The 14,413-nt window shown below is 64.6% G+C and carries 14 protein-coding genes and 1 tRNA gene; 13 read left to right on the top strand and 2 right to left on the bottom strand.

Going from position 1 to position 14,413, the window contains the following annotated elements:
- Positions 1 to 107 precede the first annotated feature (107 nt).
- The 5 genes from DKB74_RS06935 to DKB74_RS06915 all read left to right on the top strand — a co-directional run bounded on the left by DKB74_RS06935 (position 108) and on the right by DKB74_RS06915 (position 6,998).
- Positions 108 to 1,685: a hypothetical protein gene (locus DKB74_RS06935; protein WP_109807404.1), complete on the top strand. Its 1,578-nt coding sequence runs from the start codon at positions 108 to 110 to the stop codon at positions 1,683 to 1,685.
- Between the two features lie 79 nt (positions 1,686 to 1,764).
- Positions 1,765 to 4,410, top strand: coding sequence for a TonB-dependent receptor domain-containing protein (locus tag DKB74_RS06930; protein WP_109807403.1), 2,646 nt, complete (start codon positions 1,765 to 1,767; stop codon positions 4,408 to 4,410).
- A gap of 176 nt (positions 4,411 to 4,586) precedes the next feature.
- A complete protein-coding gene (locus DKB74_RS06925) occupies positions 4,587 to 5,702 on the top strand; it encodes an ATPase, T2SS/T4P/T4SS family (protein WP_109807402.1) in 1,116 nt (371 codons plus the stop codon).
- Between the two features lie 72 nt (positions 5,703 to 5,774).
- Positions 5,775 to 5,851 (top strand) — tRNA-His (locus tag DKB74_RS06920).
- Between the two features lie 97 nt (positions 5,852 to 5,948).
- Complete coding sequence (locus DKB74_RS06915) at positions 5,949 to 6,998, top strand: Glu/Leu/Phe/Val dehydrogenase dimerization domain-containing protein (protein ID WP_109807401.1); 1,050 nt, start codon at positions 5,949 to 5,951, stop codon at positions 6,996 to 6,998.
- 15 nt (positions 6,999 to 7,013) lie between these two features.
- Here DKB74_RS06915 and DKB74_RS06910 read toward each other — a convergent pair whose 3' ends face one another.
- Complete coding sequence (locus tag DKB74_RS06910; RefSeq protein WP_109807400.1) at positions 7,014 to 7,529, bottom strand: PilZ domain-containing protein; 516 nt, start codon at positions 7,527 to 7,529, stop codon at positions 7,014 to 7,016.
- A 222-nt stretch (positions 7,530 to 7,751) separates the two neighbouring features.
- Between DKB74_RS06910 and ccmC the strand changes: the two genes are divergently transcribed.
- Genes ccmC through DKB74_RS06880 form a run of 7 tightly spaced genes read left to right on the top strand, consistent with a single transcriptional unit; the run spans position 7,752 to position 12,611 of the window.
- The gene (gene ccmC, locus DKB74_RS06905) at positions 7,752 to 8,471 is read left to right on the top strand and encodes a heme ABC transporter permease CcmC (RefSeq protein WP_193504406.1); all 720 of its coding nucleotides are present in this window, start codon (positions 7,752 to 7,754) and stop codon (positions 8,469 to 8,471) included.
- Positions 8,468 to 8,599: a heme exporter protein CcmD gene (locus tag DKB74_RS18540; RefSeq protein WP_145960919.1), complete on the top strand. Its 132-nt coding sequence runs from the start codon at positions 8,468 to 8,470 to the stop codon at positions 8,597 to 8,599. Before ccmC ends, DKB74_RS18540 begins: the two co-directional genes overlap by 4 nt.
- Positions 8,596 to 9,030 carry a cytochrome c maturation protein CcmE gene (ccmE, locus tag DKB74_RS06900; RefSeq protein WP_109807399.1) on the top strand — a complete coding sequence of 145 codons (435 nt, stop codon included), beginning with the start codon at positions 8,596 to 8,598 and terminating at the stop codon, positions 9,028 to 9,030. The genes DKB74_RS18540 and ccmE overlap by 4 nt, the downstream gene beginning before the upstream one ends.
- Positions 9,027 to 10,958 carry a heme lyase CcmF/NrfE family subunit gene (locus tag DKB74_RS06895; protein ID WP_109807398.1) on the top strand — a complete coding sequence of 644 codons (1,932 nt, stop codon included), beginning with the start codon at positions 9,027 to 9,029 and terminating at the stop codon, positions 10,956 to 10,958. The genes ccmE and DKB74_RS06895 overlap by 4 nt, the downstream gene beginning before the upstream one ends.
- On the top strand, positions 10,955 to 11,482 hold the full coding sequence (locus DKB74_RS06890; protein ID WP_109807397.1) for a DsbE family thiol:disulfide interchange protein: 528 nt from the start codon (positions 10,955 to 10,957) through the stop codon (positions 11,480 to 11,482). Before DKB74_RS06895 ends, DKB74_RS06890 begins: the two co-directional genes overlap by 4 nt.
- Complete coding sequence (locus DKB74_RS06885; protein ID WP_109807396.1) at positions 11,479 to 11,916, top strand: cytochrome c-type biogenesis protein; 438 nt, start codon at positions 11,479 to 11,481, stop codon at positions 11,914 to 11,916. The genes DKB74_RS06890 and DKB74_RS06885 overlap by 4 nt, the downstream gene beginning before the upstream one ends.
- On the top strand, positions 11,913 to 12,611 hold the full coding sequence (locus DKB74_RS06880; protein ID WP_109807395.1) for a tetratricopeptide repeat protein: 699 nt from the start codon (positions 11,913 to 11,915) through the stop codon (positions 12,609 to 12,611). Before DKB74_RS06885 ends, DKB74_RS06880 begins: the two co-directional genes overlap by 4 nt.
- 7 nt (positions 12,612 to 12,618) lie before the next feature.
- Here the strand turns inward: DKB74_RS06880 and ald are convergent, their stop codons facing one another.
- Positions 12,619 to 13,725 carry an alanine dehydrogenase gene (gene ald / locus DKB74_RS06875; protein WP_109807676.1) on the bottom strand — a complete coding sequence of 369 codons (1,107 nt, stop codon included), beginning with the start codon at positions 13,723 to 13,725 and terminating at the stop codon, positions 12,619 to 12,621.
- 127 nt (positions 13,726 to 13,852) lie between these two features.
- On the opposite strand from ald, the gene DKB74_RS06870 reads away from it, so the two are divergent.
- Positions 13,853 to 14,326 carry an Lrp/AsnC family transcriptional regulator gene (locus DKB74_RS06870; RefSeq protein ID WP_275658162.1) on the top strand — a complete coding sequence of 158 codons (474 nt, stop codon included), beginning with the start codon at positions 13,853 to 13,855 and terminating at the stop codon, positions 14,324 to 14,326.
- Positions 14,327 to 14,413: the final 87 nt, after the last annotated feature.

Raw genomic sequence — 14,413 nt, 5'->3', positions numbered from 1 at the left:
CACCTGCCGCCCCTAGGCGCCGGTTCCGTGATCGGCCGGGGGCATCCGAGTCGATCCGACCGAATGCGTCTTTCAGCCAGTCGGCCCCGACTCGGAACGGAGAATTTATGGCCAGCATCAAACGCCTCAGCCTTATCCTGATGACCACCTGCGCGGGCGCCGCCCTTTCGGCGTGCGACGGCGCAAGCGACATCGCTTCGCCGGGAACCGGCGGCAATGTCATCATCAACAACCCGCCTGCCACGCCCACCCCGACTCCGACGCCGACCCCGACGCCGGTGGTCACGCCGGCAAATGCCTGCCCGACGATCGCCGATCCGCAGGGCCTGACCGAAGGTGACGGTTCGAACCGCACGATCATTGGTACCTCCGGCGAATATCTGATCTGCACGCTGCCCGCGCGCATCAATGTTTCGGTCAATCTGCCGAACATCGAAGGGCTGGTGTATCGCCTCGCCGGTCGCGTCGATGTCGGCACCGATCAGGGGGCGACCTCGACCAACACCGCCGTGACGCTGTCGATCGAACCGGGCGTTGTCATTTATGGCGGCACCGGCGTGTCGTGGCTCGCCGTCAACCGCGGCAACAAGATCAACGCAGTGGGTACGCCCGACAAGCCGATCATCTTTACCAGCCGCGACAACGTGGCCGGCATCGCGACCGAAAATTCTTCGGGCCAGTGGGGCGGCGTCGTGCTGATGGGCCGCGCGCCGATCACCGATTGCACGATCACGCCGGGCGCAACGCCGGGTACGGCGGCCTGCGAACGCCAGACCGAAGGCGCGGTGGACCCGGCCGTTTATGGCGGCGCCAACAGCGCCGACAGCAGCGGCACGATGCAATATGTGCAGATCCGCTATTCGGGCTATGTCCTTTCGTCGAACAACGAACTTCAGTCGCTGACGACCGAAGGTGTCGGTACCGGCACGAAGCTTGACCACATCATGTCGTACAACAGCTCGGACGACGCGGTCGAAATGTTCGGCGGCAGCGTCAACATGAAGTATTTCGTGGCCGTCGGCGCCGAAGACGACAATCTCGATACCGACACCGGCGTTCAGGCGAATCTCCAGTTCGTTCTGGCGGCGCAGCGTCCGGGCATCGGCGATGCCATGATCGAAGCCGACTCGGACAATTCGGCCGATGGCGACACCCCGCGCCAGGATACCCGCCTGGCGAACTTCACCTTCCTCCAGCGCTCGACTTCGGGCAGCGATCTTGCCGCAATGCTGATCCGTGGCGGTGCCGATTATGCGCTGGCGAACGGCGTCGTCGTCAGCCCTGACCTTACCTGCCTGCGCATCAGCCGCCCGCAGACCATTGCCGCCACCGGCACCGACGAAAACGGCCCGCCGCTGTTCCGCTCGGTTGCCATGCAGTGCGGCACGCCGAAATATCTGGGTGCCGGCGGCGTGACCGACGCCGAGGTGGCCGCAGTGTTCGGCGCGGGTGCGAACAACAATAGCGACACGCACAGCTCGACGCTGAGCGGCTTCGTCAACGGTGCCAATGAAACCGCCGTGACTGCCTTCGACGTCACGACGCTGAGCGCCTTCTTCTCCGACACGGCGTATATCGGCGCAGTGAAGGACGCGAACGACACCTGGTGGCAGGGCTGGACCTGCACCAGCGCGACGCTCGCATTCGCCGGCTCCAGCGCCTGCACGTCGCTGCCGACAAACTAAGGCGCCTTCCGACGCCACAGGGCGGGGCGGCGCTGAAAGGCGACGCTCCGCCCCATTTCAATTTCATGGGGGTAAGGCGATGATGAAGCCGCTGCGGCTCGCTCATATTTTGATGTTCACGACCGCGCTGGTCGCGCCGGGCGTGGTTCATGCTCAGGATGCCGCCGGCCAGGATGTGCCGAACACGGCGCAGACGACGCCGCAGGAAGAGGCAGCGCCCGATATCTCCGTGCCGGGGGCCGAGATCGTCGTGCGCGGCAGCGCCTTCAACATTCAACAGGACACGCCCGAAGTCGTTTCCGTCCTCTCGACCGCCGATATCGCGCGCACCGGCGAAGGCGACATCGCCGGCGCGCTGTCGCGCGTGACGGGCCTCAGCGTCGTCAGCGGCGGCTATGTCTATGTGCGCGGCCTTGGCGACCGCTATTCGCTCGCGTTGCTCAACGGCTCGCCGCTGCCGAGCCCCGAGCCGCTCAAGCGCGTCGTGCCGCTCGACATCTTCCCGACCAACGTCATTTCCTCCTCGCTGGTGCAGAAGACCTATTCGGTCAATTATCCCGGTGAGTTCGGCGGCGGCGTGATCAACCTGACCACCAAGTCGGTTCCCGAGGAGGCCTATCTCACCGTCAGCGGCAGCATCGGCGGCGATACCTTCACCACCGGCAATCTGGGCTATGTCTATCGCGGCAGTTCGCAGGACTGGATCGGTTTCGACAATGGCGTGCGCGACATTCCGCCGGCGCTTCAGGCGTTTCTGGACAGCGGCGAGCGGATCAGCGATCTGACGCAGAGCGAGCAGGAAGCGATCGGAAAGCAGCTGATCACCGGCAACAATGCGGTGCTTCAGCGCAACAACCATATGGCGCCCAACTGGAGCGCGGGCCTGACCGCCGGAACCGCCTTCGATCTGGGCGACGATCTGCGCCTCGGCGTCATCGCCACTGCCGGATACAGCAACAAGTTCCGCACGCGTGAGACGACGCAGCAAACGCCGTCTTCGGCCGACCTTTCGGAAAAGGAACTCGATTTCACGCGCGTGATCACCGACGAACATGTCGTGGTCGACGGCATGCTCGGCTTCGGTCTGGAATTCGGTGAAAACCGCATTCGCTGGACCAACCTCTATATCCGCGACACGCTCAAACAGGCGCGTCTGGGCGTCGGCACGCGCGCCACTTCGGCGGCGGGCGCAACCTTCATGCAACAGGATACGGCGTGGTACGAACGGCAGCTGTTCGACAGCCAGCTGGTCGGCGAGTTCAAATCCAGCGATGCCGGCCTGTCGGTCGACTGGCGGCTGAGCTATGCCAATTCGCAGCGCGAATCGCCCGATGAGATCAGCTTCGAATATTATCGCAGCAACCGTGCCAACGACCCCTATGGCGACTTGTTCATCAACCGTCTCAACAACGGCCAGAACGGATCGGCATCGATTGCCTTTTCGGATCTGAACGAGGATCTGTGGTCGGGCGGCGTCGATGTCTCCTATGCGCTGACGCCGTCGATCACCGTGTCGGCGGGCTATGCCTTCTCGAACACCGAGCGTGATTCGAGCCGCCGCGAGTTTCAGTTCGTCGCGCCGAACAACGGGCAGAATTTCCCGCCTGCGGTGCTGCGCCCCGATCTGCTGCTCGGCGATGCGATCATCGACTATTATGACATCGGTCTGGTCGAAACGACCGAGAGCGATCCCGCCTTCACCGCGCGGCTGCGCACCGATGCGGGCTATTTTCAATTCAATGCGGAACTGATGGAAGGGCTCACGCTCAACGGCGGCGTCCGCTATGAGGCCGCGCTGCAGACCGTGAACCCGATCGAAGTCTTTACGGTGCCGTCCAATTCGGGCGCATCGACGGCGCTCGACAACAGCTATTGGCTACCGGCCGCGACGCTGACCTGGGAATTCACGGAAAACATGCAGCTGCGGCTCAACGCGTCGAAGACGATCGCGCGTCCGCAGTTCCGCGAATTGCTGTTCCAGCAATATTATGATCCGGAATCAAACCGCCTCTATCGCGGCAATCCGCGACTGCAGGACAGCCAGCTCTACAATGCCGAAGCGCGCGTCGAATGGTATCCGGCGAGCGGGCAGCGGCTGTCGGCGGCGGGCTTTTTCAAGCGGATCGACAATCCGATCGAAACCTATACCGGCTTCACCGACAATGTGACCGAAACCAGCTTTGCCAACGCGCCCAAGGCGAATCTTTATGGCGCCGAGCTGGAAGTGCAGAAATATTTCGACGTGTTCGGATCGCGTCGGATCGTCGCGATCGCCAATTACACCTACACCCATTCGGAACTGAAGGTGGGCAGCGGCGATACCGTCGAAACCTACACCTCCGGCACGCAGCCGGCACTGAATGTGTTCCGGGACGGCGTGGCACTGACGGGCCAGTCCGATCATCTGGTCAATTTCCAGGTCGGCCTGGAGGATCAGGACCATCTGTCGCAGCAGACATTCCTGGTTTCCTATGCCAGCAAGCGCGTGACCAGCCGCGCGCCGTTCGGCCAGCCCGATATCTACGAATATCCCGGTCTCCGGCTGGATTTCGTTGCGCGACAAGGGATCAGCCTGGGTGGCATCGAAGCCGAATTGAAGCTGGAAATCCGCAACATCCTGGGCACCGATTACAAGGAATATCAGGAAAGCGGCGACAACCGCATCTATTACAATCTCTACCAGGTCGGGACGAGCGGATCGCTGGGGCTCAGCGTCACCTTCTGAACCAACGGGTTGGCGGGTTCGCGCGACCCCCGACCTTGCCGAACCGAAAACGGCAGTCGCGATTCTCGCGGCTGCCGTTTTTCGTCGCGAAGGATCGGCACGATCGCGCTCGTGCGTCACAAAAGCGAAACGCCATTGTCACGCATGCGACCTAGTTTCGCAAAAGAGGGAGTTTTATGCGATCGAGTGGCGAGGGCGTGTTGCTGTCCGGGCGGGACGAGCAATCGAAACAGCGGGCGCCCGGCGATAGCATCGCTGCATTCGAATCGCTGCTGATGCGCGCGCGCGCGCTGGGTGCCGACGCTGTCCATTTCGAGCCGCTGGGCGAAGACTATTCGGTGCGGGCGCGGATTTCGGGCGCACTGGTCGAAATGTTGCGCGCCGGGCCGCGTGATGCATTGTCGCTGATCGCGGCGGCCAGGCGGTCGGCCGAACCGGACGGGGGCTACAGCCTCCATGCGCGCAGCTTTGCCGAGGGCGAACGATTGCTGCTGACCTTGCCGCCCGAGCCGGATCTGCGTGCGCCGCTTTCGGCGCTCGGCATGCCGCCGCCGCTTGCTGCGATTATCGAAGCCGCAGCGGTGCGGGGGCGGGGTTTGGTGCTGTTCGCAGGCCCGCCGGGAGCCGGAGTTACGCGGTCGCTGGAAACAATGTCCGCGCTGGCCGCGCGCGGCGTGCGGCGGGTACTGCGCCGTGCCGACGCGACCAATACCGACGATTCGCTCGAATCGCTGCTCGATCTCGACCCGGATGTGCTGCGGATCGACACGCTGACATCGCACGATCTGGCCGATCCCGCGCTGACGATTGCGTCCGAAGACCGGCTGGTGCTGGCGGGGATCGATGCGCCGAACACGGTGTCGGCAATATCCCGGCTCGCGTTGCGACATCATGACCGGTTCCGTCTGGCGTCGAACCTGCGCGTCGTGGTGTCGCAGCGGCTTGCCCGGCGGCTGTGTCGCCATTGCCGGGTTCCGCAACAGGCGACGGGGTCGGAATCGGCGCTACTGGGCTTCGATTCGGGGTCGGTCGTCTATGCGGCGGGCGGATGCGACGCGTGCGGCGGGACCGGATATGCGGGAATCACCGGCGTCTATGGCTGGGTCCAGGTCGATTCGGCGATGGCGCGGCTGATCGATGGCGGCGCCGACGCGGTGCTGCTGACGCGTCATGCCAGCCTGACCGGGCCGAGCCCGGGTACCAGCGCGCGCGCAATGGTGCGCGACGGCGTGATCACGGCCGCCGACGCCGTGCGGATTTCGCGCGAGACGACATCGACCGTGACGACTTAGCCACGCCGTCGAAACCAGTGCAGACCATGCTTGCGCTCCGCTTCCGCTCCGGCTAAGCGCGCATCCTTCACGGCGATCGTAGCTCAGTTGGTTAGAGCACCGGTTTGTGGTACCGGGGGTCGTGGGTTCAAGTCCCATCGGTCGCCCCATTTATATGGTCCGTGTTGGCCCCTCCCGATCCGTTTCCGATCCGCGTGCCGAAGGGATGGGACCCGCGGCCCGCAAATGTTGTGGGAGTAGCAAGGCGTGCCGGACTGGGGCTTTCCCGATTTTGACGACCATGAGGGCGTCCATCTGTTCACGGACCCCGATTCGGGCCTGCGCGCGGTAATCGCGATTCATTCCACGGCGCTTGGCCCCGCAGCGGGCGGGGTGCGCTACTGGCATTATGCGGATAGCAGCGCCGCCATCACCGATGCGCTGCGCCTGTCGCGCGGCATGAGCTACAAGAACGCGATGGCCGGCCTGCCGATGGGTGGGGGCAAGGGCGTGGTTCTGGCGCCCAAACCGGGCGGCACCATCACCCATGCACAGCTTGAAGCGTTCGGCCGCGCGGTCGAATCGCTCTGCGGCCGCTATGTCACGGCCGAAGATGTCGGCATGTCCGAAGAACGGATGAAAGTGATCGCCAGCCAGACGCGCCATGTGTCGGGCCTGCCCGTCGCGGCGGGCAGCGCTGGCGGCGATCCCGGGCCCTATACCGCCATGGGCGTCTATCTGGGCGTCAAGGCGGCGGCGAAGCGCGGACTGGGCGTCGATTCGATGCAGGGCGTGCATGTCGCGGTGCAGGGCGTGGGCAGCGTCGGCGGCGGACTGGCGCGCCTGCTGGCGAAGGACGGAGCGAAGCTGACGCTCGCCGACGTCAATGCCGAAAAGGCTGCGGCGCTGGCTGCGGAACTCGGCGCCGATACGGCATCAGCCGATGCGATCCTGACGATGCAGGCCGATATCGTCAGCCCCAATGCGCTCGGTGCGATTCTCACCGAAACCAGCATCCCGCAATTGCAGTGCAAGGTGGTGTCGGGTGGCGCGAACAACCAGCTTGCAACGCGCCTCGACGGGCGCAGGCTGCATGCGCGCGGCATTCTCTATTCGCCCGATTATGTCATCAATGCCGGCGGCATCATCAATGTCGGTCTCGAATATCTGGGGCAGGGCGACCGGGCCGAAGTCGAAGCGCGGATCGCGCGCATTCCCGATCGGCTGGCGCAGGTCTGGGATGAAAGCGAACGCAGCGGCGATCCGGAAAGCGAAGTCGCCGATCGCATCGCGCAACAGCTGATCGGTCGCGGCTGAGCAGGCGCTCCGGCGTCAGGAGGCGCCGGGGCCGATCGACAATCGGCTGAGCAGCGCGTCGATGCGTTGTCGGCGATGTGCCTCTTCGAACGCGATCGCCGCGCGCTGGCAGTCCTCGCCCAGTGCAGCGACATGGCCCTGCTCGCGGTCCTCGTTGCGCTGAGTCGCGGCGATGCGCGAACATTGTTCGGACAGGCGGCGCAGTTCGTCGGCGTCGCGTTCGCTGAGCTTGCCGTACAGATCGATCAGTTCGGCGACCTGCGAATCTTCCATTTCCACGGCAAAGCGAATCCCGGCGAACGGCCCCGCGCCCCATGCGGTGTGGCAGTAAAGCGGTGGGAAATGTCCGATCATCAGCCACAAGGTGGTATCCGGCGGCAGATGCGTCCGCGTCATCAGCCGGCACCCGCCGGTGGAAAGGTCCAGCAGCCTGGCCGGTTCACGCACCCGTCCGGGAATGCGGATCGATACTGCAGCCTTCAACGCGAAACGACCGCTGGTGCGGCGATCACCGCGAAATTCTTCATTCATTCCTGCTACCCCACCCCAGGCGGAAGCATGAACCCCAACCCTTGCCGGAACCTCGCCAAACATGGTGAATCGGCGATAGGGCATGGCGCGGTTCCCCACGCGGGAAGGCACTGACGCGCAAGGAAAAACAGCGTGTTGGGCAATGGGCAGGCGGTGGCGTTGCACATTGCCGCAATCCGCAAGTGGATTCTCGTCGCGAAGCTCGGTAGAGCGGCCCGCAACGTGCTGCACGCTCTCGCCAATCCCACGCGCTTTCTGAAGCTCGCGCGCCCGCTGACGCCCCTGTTCTTCTGGGTGGGGACGGCGCTTGCGCTGTTCGGCGCCTGGGCGGGCCTGACTCAGACGCCGCCCGATTATCTGCAGGGCGAAAGCGTCCGGATTCTCTATATCCACGTGCCCGCCGCATGGCTGGGCATGGGCGGCTGGAGCGGCGTCGCCGTGGCAAGCCTTGTCTATCTGATCTGGCGCCATCCGCTGGCGAGTATCGCCGCGCGTGCAGTAGCGCCTGCCGGCGCGCTGTTCGCGATATTGTGCCTCATCACCGGATCGATCTGGGGGCGCCCGACCTGGGGCACCTGGTGGGAATGGGACGGGCGGCTGACCAGCATGTTGCTGCTCTTCTTCGTCTATCTCGCCTATATCGCGCTTGCCCGCGCCGATGCCGATCGCGGCGGGGACGGGCGCGTGCCGGCGCTGTTCGGTGTCGCGGGCACGGTGTTATTGCCGATCATCCGCTATTCGGTGGTGTGGTGGAACACGCTGCATCAGGGACAGAGCATCGGGCTGACCAGTTCGAAAATCGATGCTTCGATGCTGTGGCCGCTCTGGTTCACCCTGTTCGGATTCACGTTCTTTTTTGCCGGTATCGCGCTGATGCGGATGCGGACCCTGCTCGCGCAGGCAAAGGTCGAGGCGCGGATGAAGCGGATGGCGCAATCATGAACCATTGGGCGTTTGTCACGGCGGCCTATGTCATTACGCTGGCGGGCGCGACTGCGCTGGCGCTGCAAAGCTGGCATGCGATGCGCAGGGCCGAAGCCGCTGCCGAAGCGTTGAGGAAAAAGCGGTGAAACCAAAGCATCAACGGATGCTGCTCGCCGGTCTTGCGCTGGTGGCAGTGCTTGGCGCAGCGGGTCTCGCATTGTCCGGGCTGAAGGACGAGGCTGCGTTTTTCTATGCGCCCGCCGATGCCAGGGCGGCGCCGCCCGAACCGGGCCGCGCGGTCCGGCTGGGCGGCATGGTCGCGTCGGGATCGATTCAGCGCGCCAGGGACGGCGTGACGATCCATTTCATCGTCACCGACGGCAAGGACAGCGTTCCGGTCAGCTTTACCGGCGTGGCGCCCGATCTGTTCAAGGAAGATTCGGGCGTCGTCGCCGAAGGACATTTCAACGCCGACGGCAGTTTCACGGCGACCAACCTGCTCGCCAAGCATGACGAGCGCTATATGCCGCCCGAAGTGGCCGGTGCGATGCACAAGAGCGAGACATTGGAGCCATGATCGCGGAAGCAGGGCTGGCGGCATTGTGGCTCGCCGCGGCGATGGCGATCCTGCAACTGGGCGTCGCATGGGTGGGCGCGAGCGCGAGCAGCGATGCGCCGCTCTATCTGCGCGCAACGCGGGGCGTGGCGTTGGTTCAGGGCGTGCTGGTGGCGATCGCCTTTGCGATGCTGATCTGGGTCTTCGCGCGGTCCGACATGTCGGTGCTGCTCGTCGCCGAGAACAGCCATTCGATGAAGCCGATGCTCTACAAGATCGCCGGCGCATGGGGAAATCACGAAGGGTCGATGCTTCTCTGGGTCACGGTGCTGGCCGTGGCCGGCGGAGCGGTGGCGTTCTTTGAGCGGCAGCTGGCGCCGCGCACGCTGTCCGCGACGCTGGGCGCGCAGGCGGCGATCGGGCTGGGCTTCTATGCCTTTCTGCTGCTCGCTTCCAATCCCTTTACCCGGCTCAATCCGCCGCCGCTCGATGGGCAGGGGCTCAATCCGCTGCTTCAGGACCCCGGCCTCGCCTTTCACCCGCCGACGCTCTATTTCGGCTATGTCGGGCTGTCGGTCGCCTTTTCCTTTGCGGTCGGTGCGCTGCTGGTCCGCGATGTGGGCCCGGCCTTTGCCCGCGCCATGCGCCCCTGGGTGCTCGCGGCGTGGATCTTCCTGACGATCGGTATCACCGCTGGCAGCTATTGGGCCTATTATGAGCTGGGCTGGGGTGGCTGGTGGTTCTGGGACCCGGTCGAAAATGCCTCGCTGATGCCCTGGCTGGCGGCGACGGCCCTGCTCCATTCGGTCACGGTGCTGGCAACGCGCGACGGCCTGCGTGCCTGGACGCTGATGCTCGCGGTCGTCGCATTTTCGATGTCGATGATCGGCACCTTCCTCGTCCGTTCGGGCATTCTTACCAGCGTTCACGCCTTTGCGGTCGATCCGTTGCGCGGCAGCTTCATCCTTGTCCTGCTCGCGCTCTATATCGGCGGGGCGCTGCTGCTGTTCGCGACGCGTGTCGGCACGGTGAAACAGGGGGCGACGTTCGAACTGGTCAGCCGCGAAGGCGCGCTGGTGGTCAACAACCTGTTGCTCAGCGTCATCCTTGGCGTCGTGCTGATCGGCACCCTCTATCCGCTGCTTGCCCAGGCGATGGGCGTACAGCTTTCGATCGGCGCGCCCTTCTTCAACAAGGCGACGGTGCCGGTGGCGCTCGCGCTGGTGATCGCTACCGTCGCCGGGCCGCTGCTGCGCTGGCGCCGCGACGATTGGCGGGTGCTGGCGCGGCGCATGGCGGTCCCCGTTCTGACAGCGGTCGCCGCCGCGATCTTGCTGCTCGTCCTGGCGGGCGATGCGGGCCTCTATCCGATCCTCGGCATCAGTTTTGGCGCCGGGCTGGCGGTGGGCAGCCTGATGCCGCTCGTCGGGCGCAATCTGCGCCGTACGCCGCTCTATATCTGGGGCATGGCGATCGCGCATCTGGGCGTGGCCGTTTCGATCCTCGGCATGGCGGCGGACAGCGGCTTTACCCGCGAAAGGCTGGCGGCGATTCCGATCGGCGAAACGCTGCATGTCGGACCGTTTTCGGCAAAGCTTGCCGATGTGGCGCCGACCATCGGCCCCAACTGGTCCGCTCTCGAAGCGCGGCTGGAGGTTCGGCGCGGCGACGGACGCATGTTCGTGCTGCGCCCGCAACAGCGCTTCTTTTCCAACCCGGTGACATCGACCAGCGAAGCCGCGCTGGCGACGCGCTGGGATGGCCAGCTTTACGCGGTGCTCGGCAATGGCAGCGACAATGGCCGCTGGCAGTTGCGGCTGTGGTGGAAACCGTTCGTTACGCTGATCTGGGCGGGCGGCGGGCTGATCGCGTTCGGCGGCGCCTTGTCGCTGATCGGCCGTTTGTGGCGCGAGCGGCGCAAGCGCAAAGGCGAGGCGCAGGAAGCATGAGGCGCGCGCTCATCTGGCTCCCGCTGGTTCTTTTCCTGCTGCTGCTCGGGCTGGTCATCAGCGGGATCGTCAAGCCCGGCGACCGGGCGGTGCGATCGGCGATGGTCGGCAAGCCGGTTCCGGCGCTCGACCTGCCTGCGCTGGTCGATGGAAAGCCGGGCGTGAACAGCGCTGCTCTGGCGACGGGCGAGCCGATCCTGCTCAACCTCTTTGCCAGCTGGTGCGTGCCCTGTATCGCGGAGGCGCCGCAGCTGATGAAATTGAAGCAGCAGGGCGTCAAAATCTATGGCGTCGCCGTGCGCGACACGCCCGAGGCGATGGCGCGTTTTCTCAACGAAAATGGCGATCCCTATGCGGCGATCGGCGATGATGGCGCGAGCCAGGTGAGCATCGCACTCGGCTCCTCGGGCGTACCTGAAACCTATGTCATCGACGGCAGCGGCAGGATCGTGTTGCAGCATATCGGCTATGTCGGCGAACAGGATATTGCCGAAATCCGGGCCGCGCTGGAGAAGGCGCGATGATCCGCTCTTCTCTTTCCCGCGCATTGGCTGGTGCAATTCTGCTGGCGACTGGCGTGCCCGCATCGCCGGTCTTTTCCCAATCGAACCGGCCCCCTGCGGAGCTGGCCTATACCCAGCTCGCCGATCCCGATCAGGAAGCGCAGGCACAGCTGTTGATGGAGGAGCTGCGCTGTCTGGTCTGTCAGGGGCAGTCGATTGCAGACAGCGACGCCGAAATGGCCGGCGACATGCGCGCGCTGGTGCGCGAGCGGATCGCGGCGGGCGAAAGCCCCCAGGCGATTCGCGAATGGCTGATCGAACGCTATGGTGATTATGTGACCTATGATCCGCCGCTCAGCTGGATCACAGCGCCGTTATGGATCGCGCCCTTGCTGTTGCTCGCGCTCGGCATCTTCATCGCGCGGCGCAGCTTCCGGCGGAGGCGCGCGCAATGATCGGCTGGTTGCTGTTGCTGCTGCTCGCGCTGGGCGCGATCCTGATCCTCTGGCGGATGGGCTTTCCGGGAAAGCTGGGCAGCTTCGCGCTGGCGGCGCTGGTGTTCGGCGCGGCGGGCTATGCCTGGCAGGGCAGCCCGGGGCTGAAGGGCGATCCGGTCGCGGCCGATAAGGAAGTCGCGCCCGTCGATCCGGTGCTGATCGATTTGCGCAACAAGATGTTCGGCGAGCTGACTTCGGCTCGCGGCTATCTGATCGCGTCGGACGCGATGATCAGCCACGGCAATACGGAAAAGGCAGTGATCTGGCTGATCGGCGGCGTGCGCAAGGATCCGTCCGACGCTTCCTTATGGACCTGGCTGGGTTTCACCATGGCGCAGCATGACGGGATGATCACCCCGCCGGCGCAGATGGCGTTCGACAAGGCGCTGGCGCTGTGGCCCGATCATCCGGGTCCGCCCTTCTTCCTGGGGCTCGCGCTGATCCGGGCGAATGATTTTGTCGGCGCGCGCCGCTGGTGGGCGCGGGCGCTGGAGCTCACGCCCGAAAACGCGACCTATCGCAATGAGATTGCGCAGCGGTTGATGCTGCTCGATCGCCTGCTCGCGCAGGCAGGTGTCGATCCCCGCACAGGTGCGGCGGCCCCGGCGCTGGAGGGGGGGAGTGCGCCGAAGCCGCCGACCTCGGTGCGCTGAGCAGTGCTCAGCGCGACCAGGCTGTGAAAGGAAGATCGAGCGCCTCGGCGACTGCCTGATGCCGGATCTTCCCATCGGAAACATTGAGACCATTGGCGAGATGCGGATCGGCGGCCATCGCCGCCTCCGCGCCCTTGTTCGCGATCGCCAGCACGAACGGCAGAGTCGCGTTGTTGAGCGCAAAGGCGGAGGTACGCGCCACCGCGCCCGGCATATTCGCCACGCAATAATGAATGACGCCGTCGATTTCATAGACCGGGTCGTCATGGGTGGTCGCTTTCGACGTTTCGAAACAACCGCCCTGATCGATCGCGATATCTACCAGCACGCTGCCGCGTTTCATCGTCTTCAGCATGTCGCGCGTGACCAGCTTGGGCGCGGCGGCACCGGGGACCAGCACCGCGCCGATCACCAGATGCGCCTTTTCCACGGCCGCGGCGACCGCGGCCTTGCTGGCATAGGCGGTCTTGATCTGGCTGCCGAAATGCATGTCCAGCTCGGCCAGCCGATCATTGTTGATGTCATAGATGGTGACGTCGGCGCGAAGGCCCGTCGCCATCTGCGCGGCATTGATGCCCGCGACGCCGCCGCCCAGGATCGCGACTCGCGCCGGTGCCACGCCCGGCACGCCACCGAGCAGGATGCCGCGACCACCCTGTTCCTTTTCCAGATAATGCGCGCCGACCTGAACCGACATGCGACCGGCGACTTCGCTCATCGGCTTGAGCAGCGGCAGCGAACGGGTAGGCGATGTCACCGTTTCATAGGCGATGCAGGTCGCGCCCGACGCCATCAGCCCTTCGGCCTGCGGCTTGTCGGCGGCGAGGTGGAGATAGGTGAACAGCGTGTGGCGCGGCTCCAGCAGTGCGATTTCCTGCGCCTGCGGTTCCTTCACCTTCACGATCATGTCCGCCGCGGCGAAAACGGCAGCGGCATCGGGCAGGATCTGCGCGCCGACGGCGACATAATCCGCGTCCTCGAAATCGATGCCATGCCCGGCGGTCGATTCGATGAAGACTTCATGCCCGGCGGCGACGAGTTCGGAGACCGACGGCGGCGTCAGCCCGACGCGATATTCGTGATTTTTGATTTCCCGAGGAACACCGATCCGCATCATATTCTCCCGTTCTTTTGTCGGGCGGATATAGTCGGATTCAACGGACGAATCCGTGCAAAGTTGCATTGTCGAGACAGTTGCGCCACAGTAATCATGCATCCGAAATACAAAATTCGGTGAAATCATGCAGATTGACAGAATTGATCGAAAAATTCTGAAACTAATGGCCCGGGACGCACGCGCGTCCGTAACCGACATCGCGATGCAGGCGGGGTTGTCGCAATCGGCGTGCACCCGGCGGATCCAGGCGCTGGAGGCGGCGGGCTATCTGCTCGGCTATGGCGCGCATCTGGGGCATCGCCGCCTCGGCTTTCGCGTGACCGCGCTGGTCGACATCACGCTGGGCACGCAGGTCGAGGAGGATCTGGCGCAATTCGAACGCGCGGTGGCGGAAATCGACGGCGTGGTCGAATGCGCGCTGGTATCGGGGAGCCAGGATTACCGGCTCAAGATATTGTGTCGCGATCTGGACGATTATGAACGGTTGCACCGCGAACGGCTGGGCCGGCTTCCCGGAGTCGTTACCATCAACAGCAGCTTTGTTTTGCGATCCGTGCCCACCCGCGCCGAGGCCGACGCACTGTTCGGGTCGGAATAGTGGCGTGTTTCCGGGCTTTTTCGACGGTTTTCGCTCCACCGTTGCGGTGCAACAGGGTGCGTGCTAACGCCGCGCGTCCCGAGACGA

The sequence above is a fragment of the Stakelama portus genome (assembly GCF_003171655.1).
Lineage (GTDB): Bacteria > Pseudomonadota > Alphaproteobacteria > Sphingomonadales > Sphingomonadaceae > Sphingomonas > Sphingomonas portus.
Note: the sequence above shows the minus strand (reverse complement) of the source record. Positions and strands in the feature narration are given on the sequence as shown.

Bases quoted from the DNA above. Each gene is read 5' to 3' on its own strand.
- DKB74_RS06935 (WP_109807404.1), top strand. From the start codon at position 108: ATGGCCAGCATCAAACGCCTCAGCCTTATCCTGATGACCACCTGCGCG.
- DKB74_RS06930 (WP_109807403.1), top strand. From the start codon at position 1,765: ATGATGAAGCCGCTGCGGCTCGCTCATATTTTGATGTTCACGACCGCG.
- DKB74_RS06925 (WP_109807402.1), top strand. From the start codon at position 4,587: ATGCGATCGAGTGGCGAGGGCGTGTTGCTGTCCGGGCGGGACGAGCAA.
- DKB74_RS06910 (WP_109807400.1), bottom strand. From the start codon at position 7,529: ATGAATGAAGAATTTCGCGGTGATCGCCGCACCAGCGGTCGTTTCGCG.
- DKB74_RS18540 (WP_145960919.1), top strand. From the start codon at position 8,468: ATGAACCATTGGGCGTTTGTCACGGCGGCCTATGTCATTACGCTGGCG.
- DKB74_RS06895 (WP_109807398.1), top strand. From the start codon at position 9,027: ATGATCGCGGAAGCAGGGCTGGCGGCATTGTGGCTCGCCGCGGCGATG.
- DKB74_RS06890 (WP_109807397.1), top strand. From the start codon at position 10,955: ATGAGGCGCGCGCTCATCTGGCTCCCGCTGGTTCTTTTCCTGCTGCTG.
- DKB74_RS06885 (WP_109807396.1), top strand. From the start codon at position 11,479: ATGATCCGCTCTTCTCTTTCCCGCGCATTGGCTGGTGCAATTCTGCTG.
- DKB74_RS06880 (WP_109807395.1), top strand. From the start codon at position 11,913: ATGATCGGCTGGTTGCTGTTGCTGCTGCTCGCGCTGGGCGCGATCCTG.
- ald (WP_109807676.1), bottom strand. From the start codon at position 13,725: ATGCGGATCGGTGTTCCTCGGGAAATCAAAAATCACGAATATCGCGTC.
- DKB74_RS06870 (WP_275658162.1), top strand. From the start codon at position 13,853: ATGCAGATTGACAGAATTGATCGAAAAATTCTGAAACTAATGGCCCGG.